The organism is Acetobacterium sp. MES1, assembly GCF_002237635.1.
Lineage (GTDB): Bacteria > Bacillota > Clostridia > Eubacteriales > Eubacteriaceae > Acetobacterium > Acetobacterium wieringae.
The window spans coordinates 1-17,326 of record NZ_MJUY01000027.1 but is presented as its reverse complement, the minus strand read 5'-3'; the positions used below and the strand labels follow the sequence as shown (position 1 = coordinate 17,326).

The following is a 17,326-nucleotide window of genomic DNA, read 5'->3' as shown; positions in this document are numbered from 1 at the left end:
CATGTCAAGAACGGTTTGAAGTTCTGGTCTATAATCAAGTCAGGAGGTGAGAAAAATGGAAGAGGCACAGGTTATTCAGGCGGTGCAGCGGATGCAGGAGTATATCGAAACGAATCTCCACCGCAAGATCACCTTGAAAGAACTGGCCAATGTAGCCGGATATTCGCCCTGGCATGCGGCCAGGCTGTTCAAAGAGGTTACGGGAAAACCGCCTTTTGACTATATCAGGGCCCTGCGTCTGACGCAGGCAGCACTTCTTTTGAGAGATGAGGAGGTGAAAATCATCGATGTAGCCATGGATTTTGTCTTTGACTCCCATGAAGGCTTTACCCGGGCATTTTCCCGGGAGTTTGGTATGGCCCCCAGCAAATATGGTCGTCAGACGCCGCCGATCAAATTATTTATGCCTCAGAAAGTTTTCGATACCTACCAGTCGATGCATAAAGGAGAGAATATAATGAGCGAAAAAAAAGAAACCAAAACGGTATTTGTTCAGGTAATTGAGCGGCCAGCCCGGAAGCTTTTGTTAAAGCGGGGTGTCAAAGCAACCGAGTATTTTGGCTATTGTGAAGAAGTTGGTTGTGAGATCTGGTCGGTGCTGACCAGTGTCAAGGAAGCCTTGTACGAACCCATCGGGATGTGGTTGCCCGGGCATCTGATCCGGGAAGGGACATCCCAATATGTACAGGGTGTGGAGGTACCGCTGGATTATGCCAATGTCATTCCCGAAGGATACGAGCTGATCGAGCTGCCGCCCTGCACGATGATGGTATTTCAGGGTGAACCCTATGATGATATCGATTTTATGGCCGAAATCGGTGCGATCTGGGAGCATGCTAAACGCTTTGATCCAACCGTTTACGGCTACCAATGGGCGCCCCAAGCAGCACCGCGGTTCCAATTGGCACCGATGGGCTACCGCGGCTACATTGAAGCCTATCCGGTTAAAGCCATTCGCAACAGCTAGTCTGATCGACAACCAACACCAGACAAGCCGGTTCAAAGCGGAAGAAAACTCTGTCTGCTTTGAACCGGCTTTTTAGCGCAGGTGTCAGGGTAAAAGTATAAAAGAATGGCCAGGTTTGTTATTCCACCGGTTTCCATTCCGAATTCATGCTGAGCTTAAAGTCATTCCACATAAAGGTCATGGTTTTCCAGACAACCCGCTTGGGAATGATTTCTGTCATTCCGGCGCCATAGAATTCATATTGGGACTGGCCTTCCCGATTGGGCTTATATTCATTGTGAATATAGTCACTTAAGGTGCCTTCAGCGTAGAGGTCATCTTCAAACGTGTTCATGCCAATTTCAGTGAGATCACCATCGTATAGAATCGTTCCGTCGTTATTGGTGAGCATGAAGTTGACATCTTTGCCGATACTTTCCAGATTGGTCAGATAGGCCGCAAAATCATAGAGGCGTACCTGGGTCACAATATATCCGGCAATCTGACCATCCTTTTCAACGGGGGTTACAAAGGCCAGCAGCTGCATCGAGGGAGACTGATGATCGGCAAAGGTCAGGTCGGTGATAAAAGGCTGTTTTTGCTGGCTGATGGCTGGAATGTTCTTATCATAAAGATCAAAGGAAATACCCTTAAAATAAGTGGGATAGGCGTTGGTAATGAGGTTTTGATTATTGACAAAGGCGACATTTTTGGCAATTGGGCTTTCTTTGGCAATGGCGGCTAAGGCGCTGGAGAAAGCGTCGCTATTTTCACCGGATTGTTGATAGGCAGTTACAGCTGCTTTGGTGAGGTTTTCGAGCGTTGTGAATTCGCTATAGATAAAGGTGCTGGCGGTATCCAACCAGGATAATTCCTCGTCAGTAAACTGGCGCAGGTCACCTTTGCTGGTTGTGGGTTCACCCGTACCAGGTTCGGAATTGACATAAATCCGCAAATCCGAGCCAAAGGCGCTAACAGTGTCCCATTTTACTTGTTTCTGCACGGGGTCATTCGTGCCGACGGCATTATAGGTATAGGTTCCTTCGCCCTGGGCATTGGGGATCATTTTATTTTTAATCAGGGTTTGCAGTTCGACAAAACTGCTGTAAATGGGGTCAGTCAGAATATTTTTGCCGATTTCGGTCATGTTGCTGGTATAGACATTGGTTCCATTGGTGTCGATGACGCCGAGGTCGAGATTCTGTCCAATGGTCAGTTTGCTGAGTTCAGCCCCAAAGCTATAAGGATCGATGTAGGCGATTACCCAACCACCGTTTTTGATCGGTACTGAAGCATAGAGGTAAGGGGTGTCATCAGTGGAGGTGTGGGGTTTGATAACCATCGCCGGGGTATCGACAAATAGTTCAGGATGGCGGTTGATGCTTTTTAAATTGAGACCAATAAAAGGGCTGTCCATTTTCGTAGCGACCTGGGTCACATTGGAATCGGCATCACAGACCAGGATATCAAAGAAATAGGTTTTACTGTTGAGTTGTTTGTTCATCAGTGAATAGGCTTTCTCATCACCGGCCGGGCTTTTCCCGACGGAAGTTCCGATTTCTTCCAACATCGTCTGGATCTCGTCCATTTCCGTCTGTAGTGCAGCTGTTGCATCAGAAAGCGTATCGGGATTACCGTTGCTGGATTTGGTTGTTGCACAGCCACTTAACAGTAGAGCCAGGATAAGTAATAAGGGCAGCAGTTTTCTTTTCATTGGGTGACTCCTTTAGTTTATTTTGCTTTTGCAAATGTTTTGCAAAAGCTGGTAAAATCATTTTATCACAGAGTTTATTTACATAAAATAAATACTTTTAAATTCGGCAAAGATATGCTGACAGATTTTCATTTGGTAGGGATCGCAATGGGTCGTCACAATGAGTTTGGATAGAGAAACATAATTTACAATAAAAAGTTTACTCTTATTTAATATTTTAATGAAGAATGGGTATATTTAAAACAAGTCAAAAGATTGGAGAATGTAAAAATGGAGTTTAGAATTTTTGAGAAATTTCCCTTTAATTACGATATGGAAACCCTGGACAAAGAGCTACACTTAAGAGGCAATGAAGCAATGTTGGATATTCTCGAGCCTATTTACGAAGTGGTGGAACAGATTGCCCGGCCCAAGGCGATTTACTTTCAAGCTGAGGTTACCGAAAAAACCGATGAATGGGTTAAAATCAACGGAGTGCCTTTTGAAAGCACACTGCTCCGGGGCTATGTCGACCAGAGCGAGCCGGTTTTTCCCTATATTGTCACGGTCGGTACGGAGTTGGATGATTATGCCAAAATTTTGAAAGACTCCATGGAGCTTTTTATGATTGACGAGGTCATGAATCTGCTGGTCAATACCGGTAAGGTCTTTGTTGCCGAGGCGGTTAAAGCTGAAGCTGGCTGGTCAGCGGCGCAGGATTACGTTCCCGGAAACGGGGAAGAATGGTCAACGGTGGAACAGAAACGACTGTTTGACATGTTTGCTGGCGAAACCGCCAAAATTGGCGTGACCCTGGGCGATAATTATTTTGTGCTACCGGGGCGATCGACGATCGGAATTTTGTCACAAAAACGCTGAATGATAGGTAATTAGTATTTTAAATGCCGTGAGCAGATGAGATCTTCATCGGTTGGCGGTGTTTTTTTAGGGCATGAACAAAAAAGAATTTTTTAAAATAATCTCGCAAGAAACAAAATTATCAGGCTATTTACATAAATCTGAAATGCTTTTATTCAATTGTTTAAACAAAACCTAAACATTAAGGGGTACAATCGTTCCACGATTAAATTTTCAAATAAATTTGCAGATAAAGGTGGAATAACCATGAATTTGGATCCCTATCACATTTTGGGGGTTCCTCACGATGCCAGTGATGAGGACGTCTCAAAAGCATATAAAAAACTGGCAAAGCAATACCATCCCGACTTGAATCCAGGTAATCCGGAAGCCGCCCGAAAAATGAGCGAGGTCAATGCGGCCTATGATCTGATCAAAAGCGGTCAGGCCAACTATGCTTACGGCAATGCTCATGGCAATGCCAGTCCCTATCAACCAGGTCATCCGGGACAAACCAGAACCTATACCTATCGATATAGCAGCAGCGATGGCCGAACCGGTCAGGCTGACCCCTTTGAAGGCTTTGATCCCTTTGAATGGATTTTTGGAGCTTTTTACAGCCAGCGGCGGAGCTACAGTTTTGAAGCCGCCGCTGACCAGATTAATATGAACAACTACGAAGAAGCGCTTAATATTCTTAATCATCTCGCGGATCGTAGCGCTAAGTGGCATTTCTATAGTGCCATTGCCAACTATGGCCTGGGTTACCGGGACGTAGCCCGGGAACATGCCCGCATGGCCGTTGAGATGGAGCCGGATAATGCCGAGTATCAAAACCTGCTGAGTCAAATGAGTGGCCGACGCAGCTGGTTTGGCAGCACCAGTCGACGCACCTCCAGTTTTTCCCCACTGGGTACGATTGTTAAGCTGTTTATTGGTTTTTATGCAATCCAGTTTTTGCTGTCGTTTTTGGGATTAATATTTTAGTATCGATGGTTAACGGATGAAGGAGACAACAAATGGAAAGTATAAAAAATAAGCTGATCCGCTTTATGACGGGCCGTTATGGTATTGATCAGCTTTATTACGCTGGCTTATTTCTGGCTTTGGGACTGATGATGATCAATATGATGGTCAATTCAACGATCCTGATGGTCATTTCAAACGGTTTGATTCTGCTGATGGTGTTACGGGGTTTTTCCCGAAATATCAGTCGCCGACGGAGTGAAAACGAACAATTCCTGAAACTGTGGAACCCCGTCAAAAAATCAGGCCGGATATTTTTGCGGCGGATCAAAGAAATCCGGGTTCATCGGTATCGGAAATGTCCCCATTGCAGGAAGACCCTGAAACTGCCGATCAAACGGGGTAAACATATGGTTAAATGTCCGTCGTGTAAAGAATCCTTTGCGGTTCGGGTGATTGTGTAAAGAAACTAGTAGTCAAATAAAAAATCCCCCCTGAATTAGTGAGATGACTGAAAAGAGGGGGGATTTTTTGCAGATCAGATTATCGAATTGTTTTTTGGGTGAAGACGGATCATTCGGTATTAAAATTTATCGGTTTAGCAGAAAGATTCTTTAAAAAAGATTAACCACCAAAACAGATAACGTTTCCAATAGTTATTTATTTAACAATCATTGGATTTTGTGTTATAATTCAGAAAAGATGATATTTTACAAAAATCGGCCAGAGCGTGGTGACGGTCCCGGTAAACAATGGCGGTGTCGTCGAGGTCAATCTGTTTCTGAGTAAAGGTTTTGGAGGCGAATCAATGAGCAAGACATATTTAGAAAACGAAAAAGTGAAAATTCCGCAAGAGGATAGGATCAGCGAAATTAAACTCACCTGTAACAGCTGCCCCCGTCAATGTGAAATGACCTTGCTGATGGAAGGGCTTTCGGTTTTGATGGTCAAGGATGATGGCTGTAAAAAAGGAACCAAGTTTGCCTATAAGGAAATGAAAAACCGTAAAAAAACCGAATTAAAGAAAGTGGTGTATTGTTGTGAAATGGATCGGATTGAAGAAGCGGTCTGAAACAGAGCGTGGTTTGATAAAAATGAGAAAACAGTCACAGACTGTTCAGACTGTCAAAAAAGATAACCTAGTACCGACAATTGTTACATCATGTTGTCCGCATCGGAGCGGACACGGCATCGCCTGTCCGATTTCGCAGCGGACAACAGATTAACAATTGGTCGGTACGGGAGTTTATCGACAACCTCAACAGTCACAGACTGTTCATTCTGAATAAAACAATCGGGAAAACAGAAGTTTCCGGTTGTTTTATTTTTTTGTCAATTTTAACTCCTATGTGATGAAATCACAGAGAATCGGGTACAAATCTGGTAGGATGAATTACGTTAATTTATAAACAAATAAAGTCATAAATAAAAAAGAAATCAGGTGAGAGTAATGAAAGATGTAACCTTATTTACCACCCAGACCTGCCCGCATTGCAAGACCGCAAAGGCTTTTCTCAGGCAGAATCACATTCAATTTGTTGAGAAGGACGTTAATGTTGATGTCGCGGCCCAAGAGGAAATGGCCCGCAGGGGCATTCGTGGCGTACCGACCTTTATCATCGGCGATGATGCCGTGATCGGTCTGGATCAGGCCAAGGTACTGGAACTGGTCGATCATCGGGTGGTGACCTGTCCGAATTGTCAGACCAGAATGCGGGCCCCCAGTAATAAGGGCAAAATCACCATCCGCTGCCCTAAATGTAAAACCAGCTTTGAAACCAAATAATAAATAGCAAGAAGGAGATAACCCAATGAAAAAAATACTAATTGTCGGTGGTGTCGCTGGCGGTGCCACCGCAGCCGCCAGACTTCGACGTTTAAGTGAGGAAGATCAGATCATCCTGTTTGAACGGGACGAGTATATCTCATTTGCCAATTGTGGATTGCCCTATTACATCGGTGATGTGATTACCGATCGTCAGAAACTGCTGGTTCAAACGGTACCCGGGATGTCCAAACGGTTTAACCTGGATATCCGCAATTTCAGTGAGGTAACCGTCATCGATCCGGATCAAAAAACCGTGACGGTAAAAAACCATCAAACCGGTGCATCGTATACCGAGAGCTATGATAAGCTGATCCTCTCGCCGGGAGCCAAACCGATTGCGCCACCGATTCCGGGATTGGCGGAAGCGAAGAATATCCTGACGCTACGCAACATTCCCGATACCGATAAAATCAAGGCCGTGGTGGACAGTGGCAAGGTTAGCCGGGCCGTGGTCATTGGCGGCGGTTTTATCGGTGTTGAAATGGCCGAAAACCTGCAGAAGCTGGGAATCAATGTGACTTTAGTGGAAAAAATGAACCAGGTCTTAAAACCGCTGGATTTTGAAATGGCCCAGCTGGTTCATCAGGAAATCAATGCCAATGGCGTTAATCTGATTCTCGAAGATGGGGTTGATCATTTCCAGAACGAGGGCCATGAAGTGGTGCTCGAAAGCGGCCAGGTGCTTAAAGCCGATCTGGTTATTCTGGCCATAGGGGTGGTGCCGGAAAATGCCCTGGCCAAACAGGCTAACCTGAAAGTGGGGCCCCGGGGACATATCGTTACAACTGCTAATTATGAGGTCTTTAACGGCGAAAATGATGCCGTCAATCCCGATATTTTTGCCATCGGCGATGCCGTGGAAGTGGTCGATTTTGTTACCAAAACGCCGACTGCCATTCCCTTGGCCTGGCCGGCTAATCGTCAGGGACGGTTGGTAGCCGATTATATCAACGGCAAAAAAATCGCCAATGTCGGGATTCAGGGAACTGCCGTAGCCAAGGTGTTTAATCAGACCATTGCCGCCACCGGCAATAATGCTGCGCTGCTGGATCTCAAAAAAATCCCCTATCAGGTGGTAGTGGCTCACCGCAGCAATCATGCCGGGTACTATCCCAATGCCACTAATATTGCCTTAAAACTGCTGTATGACCCGCAAACCCTGAAAATTCTTGGCGCCCAGGCGGTTGGCCAGGAGGGCACTGAAAAGCGGATCGATGTGATTGCCACGGCGATGAAATTGGGTGCCACGGTACTGGATCTGCAGGACTTTGAACTTTCTTACGCGCCGCCGTTCTCATCGGCGAAAGATCCGGTGAATATTCTGGGCTATATCGCCGAGAATATTATCGATGGCGTTTATCAAACCGTTCAGTGGTATGAAATTGACCAGATTATCGCAGCTGGCGGATTTCTACTGGACGTCCGCTCACCGATGGAAGTCCGGGCAGGTGGGATTAAGGGTGCCGTGAATATTGAGCTGGATAGTCTTCGGGATCGGATTGGTGAAATACCAATCGACAAAGATGCCCCGATTTATGTAAGCTGTCAGGTGGGACAACGGGCGTATCTGGCGATCCGGATTCTTAAGGGCCATGGTTTTACCAATATTTACAATCTGGCTGGCGGCTACAGTACCTATAAAACCGCCCATTATCAATTGGCCGCACTTCAGTTTGAGACGACTGCAAACTAAGTTTAAAAAAGACGGTTGCAGAAGTAGCCGATAAAATTAATAATTTCACAACAAAACCCTCAACAATTCTCGGTTGTTGAGGGTTTTATTTATAAGTTCTTTTTTAATTTTTTCAGTTTTGTGTAAGTGGTTTCCGGTAAGATACCGATAATCGTCTCGCAAAACGCCAGCCCGGCCAGCCCACCGAGGATAAAGTGCAGGGCCGGTACTTCTGGGAACAGGTTATTGGTGAACAAATTGACGAGATTAAATAGGGCAAATAGTATAAGTCCGATTTTTAGTTCTTTTCGCATGGTTGCTTTCATATTAAAAACTCCCTTTCTTTTTATTGATGGTTTTGCTAATTTTTATCCGGGAATAAACCAGAACCGGCAAGTCGGCCAGCATCAGCAGGCCAAAGCTGCGAACGCTCCAATCTGGCAGGGGCAGGATCAGCCAGTTAACGACCATGACGCCCAGACAGACAATCAGGATCGTGATAGTCACTGGAAACAAACGATTATTTTTCATCATCGTCCCCCCTTCACATGGTTTTCATACAATAAAGCTTGACCACGGCACTGACTGACAGTTGGGTAGCTACAGCAATGATCAGGGTATAAAAAACGGTGATATTAATGTACCCGGCAATAATAGCGGCAATAATCAGCAACACTGAGGTGACAGCAATCAGCGGCATCCCCGCTTTGCTGCGGATGGCTTTCATGCGTTCGTCATGTTCTTTATTGTATAATAGCTTCAGTTTGGTCTCGTCCTTAATCGTCAGGCTCAGCTTGATGATGTCAATCACCGAGAGTACCAGAATGCTGACAATCAGACCAAACTGGAATCCTGCCACAAAACCGTCAGAATGGGTAGCTGTTGAGATATCTGCGGTAATGATTGAGTAAATGCTATAAGCCCCCAAGACCAGGGCCAACAAGGCCATTCCTGAAGAAATGGTAATTCTTCGTTTAACCGTTCTTTTAAATTTTTCCATGATCCTGCCTCCTAAAATTCATTTTCTTCTGAAAAGTCAAAAACTTCTTCAATGGTCAGCCCGAAAAAACGGGCAATTTTATAGGCCAATACCAGCGAAGCCGTATATTTACCCACTTCAATGGAGGTAATGGTCTGTCGGGTTGTGCCCACCGCCAGGGCCAGTTCTTCCTGGGAGAGTTTTCGTTCTTTTCGTAATTCTTTGATTCGTGTTTTCATATGACACCTTCTAATAATCTGCATAGCATACTTTGCATTTTTAGTATAGTTTGCTTTGCATAAAATGTCAAGCAAACTTTGCAAAAAAGAAATGGCCAGAATTGTAGACTTAGAATAGTGCTGATGATACAAAATAAAAGGCGGTCTTTCAATAAAAAAACAGCCGTTATCCATATAGCCGTCACATAATCCGCCTATAATAAAAAAAGCGAGGCGGGCACCTTAAAATGATCAAGAGATTCTCATTTACTACAAAGTCTATCCCTGATTATGTGAGAATATTGCCGATATAAAAACGCCTCATAAAGTCTAACAGAAAAAGAGAGGAAAGAATTCAATGAAAAGATTAAAGAGGATGATACCATTTTTATTAGTGATAATGGTATTTTTGGGCGGTTGTAGTTCAAATTCACAGACGACAACGGCTGAAAGCACCGCCGAGGCAGTTACTGAAACGACTGCTGTTTTAAGCGCCGTGGTGTCACCAACATCAACGGTTGTTGTCGATCCGGAATTTACCGATCGTGACCTGGAAACAAGCTATGATGACGCCACTGCGGTTCAGGTCACTCTGGATGGCAGCACTATTCAGGTAACCGGAGACGGTGCCACGGCCAGTAATGGGGTTCTGACGATTACCAAAGAAGGGACCTACGTGGTCACCGGTAATCTGTCTGATGGACAGATTGTTGTGGCTGCCGCCGATACCGATAAGATTCAGATTGTGCTAAATGGTGCGACCATCAATTGTGCCGACAATGCCCCAATCTATGTGAAAAGCGCCAATAAGGTGTTTATTACCCTGGCAGCCAACACCGTCAATACCTTAACCGATGGTAGCGCCTACGTCCAGACCGATGATAATACGGTCGATGGGGTGATTTTCAGCAAGGCTGATCTGACTCTCAATGGCGAAGGGACCCTGAATATAACCGCAAATTATAAAGATGCCATTGTTTCAAAGGATGATCTGGTGATTACTGGCGGTACTTACACGATCAATGCGGCCAAAAATGGTCTGAGTGCCAAAGATGCGGTAAAAATCAAAGATGGCACGATCACCATCACTGCACCAAACGGGAAAGCGATCACCTCCCAAAATGATGAAGATGCAACCAAAGGTTATGTTTATATCGCTGGCGGAACCATCAAAATCACAAATAGTAACGAAGGGATCGAAGGCACTGCCATTGTGGTGGAAGGTGGTACCATCGATCTGATTTCCAAAGATGATGGTTTTAATGCCGCCAGTCCCGGGGCAGCCGAGACTGAATCCGGTGGCCGAGGCGCCGGTATGGAGGCAGACAGCAATGCCTATCTGTCAATTGCCGGTGGCACCATTTTTGTCAATGCCTCCGGGGATGGCTTGGACAGCAACGGCAATGTCTATATCTCAGGTGGTACAGTAGAAGTCAGCGGCCCGACCAATAATGGCAATGGAGCCCTTGATTATAACGGCACTGCTGATGTCAGTGGCGGAACGGTTGTGATTGCCGGTAGCACTGGAATGGCTCAGTCGTTTTCCGAAACCTCGACCCAAGCATCCCTGCTTTACAATCTGACCTCGAGTTGTGCAGCCGGGACAGAAATAAAACTGACCGATGCCAGTGGCAAAACGGTGGTTTCCTATACGCCGGATAAAACCTATCAATCGGTCGTGATCAGCACTCCTGATCTGGCCCAGGGATCAACCTATACCCTGATCTGCGGCAGTCAGACCGTCGAAATCCCCCTGACCGGGATGGTCACCAGCAACGGACAGACAGGCATGGGCGGACCGGGCCAGGGTCAACCCCAGGGCGGTCAAAAACCGCAATAGTGGTACAGCCTGCTTGATAAAGAACCGCAAATCAGGAAAAAGCATGTCCTTCTCATCAAAGGGCATGCTTTTTTATTTAGTTTGGTGAAAATGATTAAATCAGTGGGAATGAAGGAAAAATGAAATTTAGGCCCTTCGCCAAAAGGTCACCGTAACAGGAACGGATCGTTCCATAAACTATTTTTATCCTGGCACCGGGGTAATTTGCCATTTTGACACCACTTTTTGCTGCTAATCGGGTGCGGTCGGTCAGAACTGCATCCGTTATAAACTTCGGGTTTGTTAGATAAATATACAGTTTAGCATTGGCAAAAAGATTGCTATCGGCGTTTTCCATGGGCTTCCGGGAATTGATGAGTCATCAAAAATGACTTCAAACATCCATTTGGGTTTGCGTAACACCCCCGGTTTGTTTTTAATTGGGAGGTTTATCTGTTAAATGATCCTGCAGGTTGATATGTTGGCGAGATCAAAAACGGCGACCCCTTCCAGGCGAAGGGCTATCTTTTGGCGATAGCCAGAGATAGCTTATTAAAGAATGGTTTATTTTTGCAGCCACGAATTATATCATTTTAGAAAATTGATTATGTTAATCACAGTGCCAGTCGCTCTGGACTGGCATAGACATAGCCTTTGTTGCCTCTGACATAGCCTAATAAGGTCATATTATATTGTTTGGCCAGCCGGATGGCAGCGGTGGTTGGGGTCGACCGGGAAACCAGAATCGGGGTTCTCAGGCGGACCGCCTTGGTCATAATCTCTGACGAAATCCGTCCGCTGACAAATAGAATACTTTCTGACGCCAAGTCAAGGCGGCCAGCTTTTAATAGAATCCCGGTGATCTTATCAAAACAATTATGACGGCCAATATCTTCGTTTAAAATCTGATAGTCGGGGTGATAAAATAACACACTGTGAACCCCGCCGACCTCCATAAATATTTTAGACGATGTTAAAAAGTCTTTCATCACCTGCAAAATGGTATTCAACGAAAAGGTTTTTTCGGTTTCAATCGAACAATACTGGCTTTGTTTCAGGGGATTAATATAGGTATAACACTTGCCGCAGCCAGAGGTAATGCTGCGCAAGCTTTCCTGTCGATTAATCAGAATATCCTTTTTTAGGGTGATAATCACCGCAAACAGCATGTCGTTATAGCTGATCGATTCAACATCAGAATAGGCGTTGATCACCCCTTCACTATACAAAAATCCCAAAGCCAGTTCTTCCGGACACTGATTCAAACATAAGAGCGAGACCAGTTCTTCACCGTTGACCATAACTTTTAATGAAATTTCGGTAATCACCTTTTTGGTGGTTTCTGTTAATTTGCAAACTTGATCGACTTTACTGATTTCTAATATTTCATAGTTTTCATAGATAAGATCTTCCATGTTTCTCCCTACTGCAACTGCTCTTAAACAGCACGTCATTATTTATAAAACAACCCGCCATTGCCCAATTTGGCCAAATCACTGGTGGTGATGTCCAGATCGGCCAACAGCCGGGGGAACAGCAAATCAAAACTGAATCGGTCATTATAAATGCCGCATCCTGGGACGCCGACGATTTGGACATCATCGATTTTGGCGGTAACCAGCATTGAACCCGGCAACACCGGCACCCCATAAAGCAGGTCTTTGGCCCCAGCGTTAATAATTGCTTCCAGCGTCATATCATCAGGATCAACAGATAGTCCGGCAGTGGTAATAATTAAATCAGCCCCGGATTGAATCATCTGATGAATTTTGTCACTGATGGTGGCAACGTTATCCGGTGCCATTTCTCGGGCCACCACCTCACAGCCATAGGCTTCCACCTTGGCCTGCATGATCTCGGTATACTTGTCTTCAACCAGGTTTTCAAAAACTTCGGTGCCAGTGATTAAAATACCAACTTTGGCTTTCTTCAGGGGATGGACAGCAAAGACAGTTTCCTTTTTCAGGCAGTTTAGGGCTTTTAAATAGTCTGTATGTGAAATATATAAGGGAATGGCCCGGGTAGCGGCTACCACCTCGCCCTTTTTAACCACTGTATAATTGGGTAGGGTCGCACAAATAACCCCAGGGGATTCATTAAACAGCTGGAGCTGGGCTTCGTCGGCGACAAAGATCCCATCGCTTTCGGCGACCAGATTGATCCGGCCTTCTTTGGGGATCGGGTTATAATTCATATTTAACCCGCACATCTGGTCTGCAAAAGCCAGAGCGGCCTCATCTTCGTGGACATAACCTTTGACAAAAGGATTATGCTCGGCCACAAATAGATTATTTTTTCCCAGTTCCCGGAGCATCTGGACATTTTCGGTGGTGATTTCATGGCCTTTTTTAAATGCCACCCCTTTTTCTTTTTTATAAATAATGCGGGTCACATCGTGAAGTAAATGCATCCCCACTGATTCGGCAACCGGAGTTTTGGTTAATAATACTTCTGTTGGATTATTAGCCGGATCATCCGCCGTTTGATCAGCTTGAATTAAATCGTAGGGTAAATCGCTGGCGCAGCCCCGACAGATGCTGCCGTGTTTCGCCGGATAGGTTTCATTGCAAATGGGGCAGGTGGTGGTTTTGCCCATTTTTTCTTTTTTCAGGTAGTTTTGATGGACTTTTGCCGGTGTCATGCTAAAAACTGAAGTACCGGCTTGACGCATTTGGGTAAACAGTAAGTCAGAATCCTGATCGTGTTTGGGTTTGAGTTTTAAAAACCAGGTATGGATCTCGCCCCATTTTTCAAGTTCGCTTTTATCAATGGTAATGCGGATGCCGACACCGGTGTACTTGTCATAAAAGATCGCCGCATAGCGGCCGTGATCCAGGACTTTTAGCCAGCCATTGCCAATTGAGCAGGGGGTCAGCAGCTGAATGGCATCCGGTAAACAGGTTTTTGTTTCGCAGATGACATCATAAAAACCTTCTTTAGGAAGATTTTCCATGGCCAGATTGACCATAAAGCCCCCCAGCAGGATACCCGGTGCCACCGTGCCATGAAAAGCCTTAATTTTTTGGGTATAGTCATCATAAGTTAATTCGCCAAATTTCATTTTTCACCTCTAAAATATGTAATATCTCAATCTATCAAATAAATTTATATTTATTTCTAAAAAGCATTGGCTAAATAACAATGCTTTTTAGAAATAGTAATAGTTAGTGCAGATGTTAAAAAAGGGGGTGTTAAAGTCAGAACTCTAAGATAATGTAGTACCGACAATTGTTACATCATGTTGTACGCATCGGAGCGGACACGGCAACGCCTGTCCGAGTCCGTAGCGAACAACAGATTAACAATTGGTCGGTACGGGAGCTCACCGAAAACCTGATGGTATTGGGTGTAACACTCCCGTTAATAAGCTATTGTTTATTGAATTTTTTCTATCGCAACAGCGCAGGCTTTGTATTCAGGGGTTTTTGTGATGGTATCACCAGACCGGGTGGTTAACCAGTTGGCATTATTTTCAAAGTAATGCATGGCCATCCAGACAAGTCCTTCCGGAATCCGTTCTGACACCTGGGCTTTAACTTTTACCGTTCCACGACGGGATTTGACAACAATCATTTCGCCATGTTCGATTCCCAGCCTCGCTGCATCCACTTCGGAAATATCAGCATATTCTTCAGGCAACAATTCATTAAGACCTTCACAGCGACCGGTTTGAGTCCGGGTGTGGTAGTGGTACAGACGTCGACCGGTACTTAAGGTGAAAGGATAGTCAGCATCTGGCACTTCCGCCGGTGGGGTCCAGTCAAGGGCCATTAAATGACCTTTGCCATGGGTGAAATTACCGTCTAAATGAAGGATCTGGGTGCCGGGATCTTCTGGCGTTTTACAAGGCCATTGAATTCCACCCTGATCAAGTTTGTCGAAGGTCGCTCCGGCAAAGACGGGCGCAAGTGGGGCAATTTCATTATCCCATAATTCCTGTCCGCTGTCGGCTTCCCAGGTCTGGCCAAAACGTTTGGCGATTTCCCGGAAGATCCACCAGTTTGGTTTGGCAATACCGGGTGCTTCTTTGACTTTGCGAACCCGACTGATGCGGCGTTCACAGTTGGTGAAAGTACCTTCATCCTCACTCCAGGCAGCCGCTGGTAAAACAACATCGGCATATTGGGTGGTTTCGGTCTGGAAGATATCATTACAAACCACAAATTCAGCGGCTTCCAGGCATTTGATAACGTGGGAAATATCCGGTTCGGTTCCGACAACATTTTCACCAAAGATGTAGATCGCTTTCATTTCTTTGGTTTCCAGTTTTTCAAACATATCGGGAATCATCAGACCCAGTTTGTCCGGCAGGCCTTCGACATTCCAGGCCTGTTCGAATTTTGCTTTAGCAGCAGGATCGGTAACGCTCTGGTAGCCATGGTAGGTGTTTGGCAGCGCTCCCATATCGCAGGCACCCTGAACATTGTTCTGGCCTCGTAGGGGGTTGACACCGGTATTTGGTTTCCCCACATTGCCCAGCAGCATCTGCAGATTGGCAACGGACATAACATTATTGGTTCCGCAGGTATGTTCGGTGATACCCAGGGTGTAGATGGCCATACCCGGTTTATTGTCAGCCAGCATATGGGCAATACTGATAATCTGCTCTTCGGACACACCGCTGATTTCAGAGGCCCGTTTTGGAGGGTATTCCAGCACTTTTTCTTTTAATGCATCAAAATTATCACAGTGATCCTGGACAAAGTCTTTGTCATATAAATCTTCGGTGATTAATACATTCATCAAACCGTTGAGGAAGGCCACATCGGAACCGACTTTAATCTGGGCAAATTCATCAGCATAGTCAGCCAGTTTGGCTTTTCGGGGATCAACCACAATCAGTTTAGCGCCATTACGCTGACCATTTTTAACAAAGGTTGAGGCAATCGGATGGGCTTCTGTCATATTGCTGCCGATGACAAAGAGGCAATTGGTGTCGGCGAATTCTTCAATCGAGTTGGTCATCCCACCGGTACCGAAGGATTTAATTAAACCGGCAACCGTTGGAGCATGACAGACCCGGGCACAATGATCGATATTGGGGGATTTAAAGGCAGCCCGAAATAGTTTTTGCATCTGGTAGGAATCTTCGTTGATGCTGCGGGCGCAACTGATGCCGCCCACGGCATCGGGACCATCAGCAGCAATAATTTCTTTGAATTTATTGGCAACCAGATCCAGTGCTTCGTCCCAGGATGCTTCCCGGAATTTACCGTTTTCTTTAATCAGTGGTGAAGTCAATCGTTCAGGGGAATAGATAAAGTCATAACCATAGCGACCTTTAACGCAGAGACGGCCTTTGTTGGGATAAGCATCTTCGACGCCGGTTACTTTAACGATTTTGTCACCTTTTACGTGCAGGTTCAGCTGACAGCCAACACCGCAGTAGGGGCAGGTGGTACGGACTTTTTTAACTTCCCAGGAGCGGGCTTTGCCAATCGATTTTTTATCAGTTAAAGCACCGACCGGACAGGCTTGAACACATTGGCCACATTGCACACAGGATGAGGATCCCATGTCGATGTTGTTATCGCAGATCACGGTAGTATCGCTACCTCTGAAACCAAGTGATAAAACGTCGTTGCAGACAATATCATTACAGGCGGTCACACAGCGGCGGCAGAGGATACATTTGCGGTTATCGCGAACGATCATCACGGAAGAATCGTCCACGGTTGGTTTTTCGATGCTTTCCATGATAAATGGTGGCGCTTCGATGCCCAACTCATAGGCAATGCTCTGCAGGCTGCACTCGCCGCTTTTTTCGCAGGATAAACAATTGTGTTCACCGTTGGATAAGAGCAGATTGACGATGTTGCGACGGGCACTGAGGACACTTTCGGTAGCCGTGTTGACGACCATCCCGTCAGCGACTTTTCCGGCACAGGCGGGAATCAGGGTACGGGCACCGACTACCTCAACCACGCAAATTCGACAGGAAAAAGAATCATGGATGCCATCCATGTGACAGAGGGTGGGAATATGAATGCCGTTATCAGTTGCCACTTGCAGAATAGTTTGATCTGCTTCGGCTTGACAGACTTTATTATTAATTGTTACTGTAATCATTACTAACCTCCTTAATTCAATTATTATTAGGCGTTTGCAAAACGCCACAGCCCGCATAATAACGGGATATTTCTGACATAAAAAAATATAACTCCTCACCAGATTGTGATAAAATTGAGTTGCTAAAAAATAAATCTATCAACCTGAAAGGAGTTATATCATGACTATTTTATCACAAAAACAGCTTTCTTTGGCTGAAATTTATTCTGATTGCACTCATTTTTTTGAAAGTGACAAACATCACTTTCTTTCGCTACTGGAAGAGAATCTGAACCTTA

Annotated in this window: 17 protein-coding genes; 8 read left to right on the top strand and 9 right to left on the bottom strand. The window is 45.4% G+C overall.

Annotated elements, in window-relative coordinates:
* Nucleotides 1–55 precede the first annotated feature (55 nt).
* Nucleotides 56–967: a helix-turn-helix transcriptional regulator gene (locus tag BI182_RS09790; RefSeq protein ID WP_286807544.1), complete on the top strand. Its 912-nt coding sequence runs from the start codon at nucleotides 56–58 to the stop codon at nucleotides 965–967.
* 118 nt (nucleotides 968–1,085) lie between these two features.
* Here the strand turns inward: BI182_RS09790 and BI182_RS09785 are convergent, their stop codons facing one another.
* Nucleotides 1,086–2,660: a cache domain-containing protein gene (locus BI182_RS09785; RefSeq protein WP_148636885.1), complete on the bottom strand. Its 1,575-nt coding sequence runs from the start codon at nucleotides 2,658–2,660 to the stop codon at nucleotides 1,086–1,088.
* A gap of 270 nt (nucleotides 2,661–2,930) precedes the next feature.
* Here BI182_RS09785 and BI182_RS09780 point away from each other — a divergent pair, with 270 nt between their 5' ends.
* From BI182_RS09780 to BI182_RS09755, 6 genes are all read left to right on the top strand, one after another.
* Complete coding sequence (locus BI182_RS09780) at nucleotides 2,931–3,518, top strand: hypothetical protein (protein ID WP_070371716.1); 588 nt, start codon at nucleotides 2,931–2,933, stop codon at nucleotides 3,516–3,518.
* Nucleotides 3,519–3,764: 246 nt separating this feature from the next.
* The gene (locus tag BI182_RS09775) at nucleotides 3,765–4,484 is read left to right on the top strand and encodes a DnaJ domain-containing protein (RefSeq protein ID WP_286807542.1); all 720 of its coding nucleotides are present in this window, start codon (nucleotides 3,765–3,767) and stop codon (nucleotides 4,482–4,484) included.
* 32 nt (nucleotides 4,485–4,516) lie between these two features.
* On the top strand, nucleotides 4,517–4,927 hold the full coding sequence (locus BI182_RS09770; protein WP_286807540.1) for a hypothetical protein: 411 nt from the start codon (nucleotides 4,517–4,519) through the stop codon (nucleotides 4,925–4,927).
* A gap of 344 nt (nucleotides 4,928–5,271) precedes the next feature.
* Nucleotides 5,272–5,535 carry a hypothetical protein gene (locus BI182_RS09765; RefSeq protein WP_148636879.1) on the top strand — a complete coding sequence of 88 codons (264 nt, stop codon included), beginning with the start codon at nucleotides 5,272–5,274 and terminating at the stop codon, nucleotides 5,533–5,535.
* 378 nt (nucleotides 5,536–5,913) lie between these two features.
* Nucleotides 5,914–6,249, top strand: coding sequence for a glutaredoxin domain-containing protein (locus BI182_RS09760; RefSeq protein ID WP_070371712.1), 336 nt, complete (start codon nucleotides 5,914–5,916; stop codon nucleotides 6,247–6,249).
* A 25-nt stretch (nucleotides 6,250–6,274) separates the two neighbouring features.
* Nucleotides 6,275–7,984, top strand: coding sequence for a CoA-disulfide reductase (locus tag BI182_RS09755; RefSeq protein ID WP_286807537.1), 1,710 nt, complete (start codon nucleotides 6,275–6,277; stop codon nucleotides 7,982–7,984).
* An 89-nt stretch (nucleotides 7,985–8,073) separates the two neighbouring features.
* Here BI182_RS09755 and BI182_RS09750 read toward each other — a convergent pair whose 3' ends face one another.
* From BI182_RS09750 to BI182_RS09735, 4 genes are read right to left on the bottom strand one after another with little or no spacing between them, the layout of a single operon-like run.
* Complete coding sequence (locus tag BI182_RS09750; RefSeq protein WP_070371710.1) at nucleotides 8,074–8,289, bottom strand: hypothetical protein; 216 nt, start codon at nucleotides 8,287–8,289, stop codon at nucleotides 8,074–8,076.
* 1 nt (nucleotide 8,290) lies between these two features.
* A complete protein-coding gene (locus tag BI182_RS09745) occupies nucleotides 8,291–8,497 on the bottom strand; it encodes a hypothetical protein (RefSeq protein ID WP_250934335.1) in 207 nt (68 codons plus the stop codon).
* A 10-nt stretch (nucleotides 8,498–8,507) separates the two neighbouring features.
* On the bottom strand, nucleotides 8,508–8,963 hold the full coding sequence (locus BI182_RS09740; protein ID WP_070371708.1) for a hypothetical protein: 456 nt from the start codon (nucleotides 8,961–8,963) through the stop codon (nucleotides 8,508–8,510).
* Between the two features lie 11 nt (nucleotides 8,964–8,974).
* Nucleotides 8,975–9,181 (bottom strand): helix-turn-helix transcriptional regulator, encoded by a 207-nt coding sequence (locus BI182_RS09735; protein WP_070371764.1) that lies wholly within the window; start codon nucleotides 9,179–9,181, stop codon nucleotides 8,975–8,977.
* A gap of 337 nt (nucleotides 9,182–9,518) precedes the next feature.
* Between BI182_RS09735 and BI182_RS09730 the strand changes: the two genes are divergently transcribed.
* The gene (locus BI182_RS09730) at nucleotides 9,519–11,000 is read left to right on the top strand and encodes a carbohydrate-binding domain-containing protein (protein WP_286807534.1); all 1,482 of its coding nucleotides are present in this window, start codon (nucleotides 9,519–9,521) and stop codon (nucleotides 10,998–11,000) included.
* Nucleotides 11,001–11,094: 94 nt separating this feature from the next.
* Here BI182_RS09730 and BI182_RS09725 read toward each other — a convergent pair whose 3' ends face one another.
* From BI182_RS09725 to fdhF, 4 genes are all read right to left on the bottom strand, one after another.
* Complete coding sequence (locus BI182_RS09725) at nucleotides 11,095–11,337, bottom strand: phospholipase D-like domain-containing protein (RefSeq protein ID WP_070371706.1); 243 nt, start codon at nucleotides 11,335–11,337, stop codon at nucleotides 11,095–11,097.
* Nucleotides 11,338–11,593: 256 nt separating this feature from the next.
* On the bottom strand, nucleotides 11,594–12,394 hold the full coding sequence (gene fdhD, locus BI182_RS09720; RefSeq protein WP_286807532.1) for a formate dehydrogenase accessory sulfurtransferase FdhD: 801 nt from the start codon (nucleotides 12,392–12,394) through the stop codon (nucleotides 11,594–11,596).
* A 38-nt stretch (nucleotides 12,395–12,432) separates the two neighbouring features.
* Nucleotides 12,433–14,040 (bottom strand): FmdE family protein, encoded by a 1,608-nt coding sequence (locus BI182_RS09715; RefSeq protein ID WP_250934338.1) that lies wholly within the window; start codon nucleotides 14,038–14,040, stop codon nucleotides 12,433–12,435.
* A 314-nt stretch (nucleotides 14,041–14,354) separates the two neighbouring features.
* Complete coding sequence (gene fdhF / locus BI182_RS09710) at nucleotides 14,355–17,048, bottom strand: formate dehydrogenase subunit alpha (RefSeq protein WP_286807529.1); 2,694 nt, start codon at nucleotides 17,046–17,048, stop codon at nucleotides 14,355–14,357.
* Nucleotides 17,049–17,326: the final 278 nt, after the last annotated feature.

Bases quoted from the DNA above. Each gene is read 5' to 3' on its own strand.
- BI182_RS09790 (WP_286807544.1), top strand. From the start codon at position 56: ATGGAAGAGGCACAGGTTATTCAGGCGGTGCAGCGGATGCAGGAGTAT.
- BI182_RS09785 (WP_148636885.1), bottom strand. From the start codon at position 2,660: ATGAAAAGAAAACTGCTGCCCTTATTACTTATCCTGGCTCTACTGTTA.
- BI182_RS09780 (WP_070371716.1), top strand. From the start codon at position 2,931: ATGGAGTTTAGAATTTTTGAGAAATTTCCCTTTAATTACGATATGGAA.
- BI182_RS09775 (WP_286807542.1), top strand. From the start codon at position 3,765: ATGAATTTGGATCCCTATCACATTTTGGGGGTTCCTCACGATGCCAGT.
- BI182_RS09770 (WP_286807540.1), top strand. From the start codon at position 4,517: ATGGAAAGTATAAAAAATAAGCTGATCCGCTTTATGACGGGCCGTTAT.
- BI182_RS09765 (WP_148636879.1), top strand. From the start codon at position 5,272: ATGAGCAAGACATATTTAGAAAACGAAAAAGTGAAAATTCCGCAAGAG.
- BI182_RS09760 (WP_070371712.1), top strand. From the start codon at position 5,914: ATGAAAGATGTAACCTTATTTACCACCCAGACCTGCCCGCATTGCAAG.
- BI182_RS09755 (WP_286807537.1), top strand. From the start codon at position 6,275: ATGAAAAAAATACTAATTGTCGGTGGTGTCGCTGGCGGTGCCACCGCA.
- BI182_RS09750 (WP_070371710.1), bottom strand. From the start codon at position 8,289: ATGAAAGCAACCATGCGAAAAGAACTAAAAATCGGACTTATACTATTT.
- BI182_RS09745 (WP_250934335.1), bottom strand. From the start codon at position 8,497: ATGATGAAAAATAATCGTTTGTTTCCAGTGACTATCACGATCCTGATT.
- BI182_RS09740 (WP_070371708.1), bottom strand. From the start codon at position 8,963: ATGGAAAAATTTAAAAGAACGGTTAAACGAAGAATTACCATTTCTTCA.
- BI182_RS09735 (WP_070371764.1), bottom strand. From the start codon at position 9,181: ATGAAAACACGAATCAAAGAATTACGAAAAGAACGAAAACTCTCCCAG.
- BI182_RS09730 (WP_286807534.1), top strand. From the start codon at position 9,519: ATGAAAAGATTAAAGAGGATGATACCATTTTTATTAGTGATAATGGTA.
- BI182_RS09725 (WP_070371706.1), bottom strand. From the start codon at position 11,337: ATGGAAAACGCCGATAGCAATCTTTTTGCCAATGCTAAACTGTATATT.
- fdhD (WP_286807532.1), bottom strand. From the start codon at position 12,394: ATGGAAGATCTTATCTATGAAAACTATGAAATATTAGAAATCAGTAAA.
- BI182_RS09715 (WP_250934338.1), bottom strand. From the start codon at position 14,040: ATGAAATTTGGCGAATTAACTTATGATGACTATACCCAAAAAATTAAG.
- fdhF (WP_286807529.1), bottom strand. From the start codon at position 17,048: ATGATTACAGTAACAATTAATAATAAAGTCTGTCAAGCCGAAGCAGAT.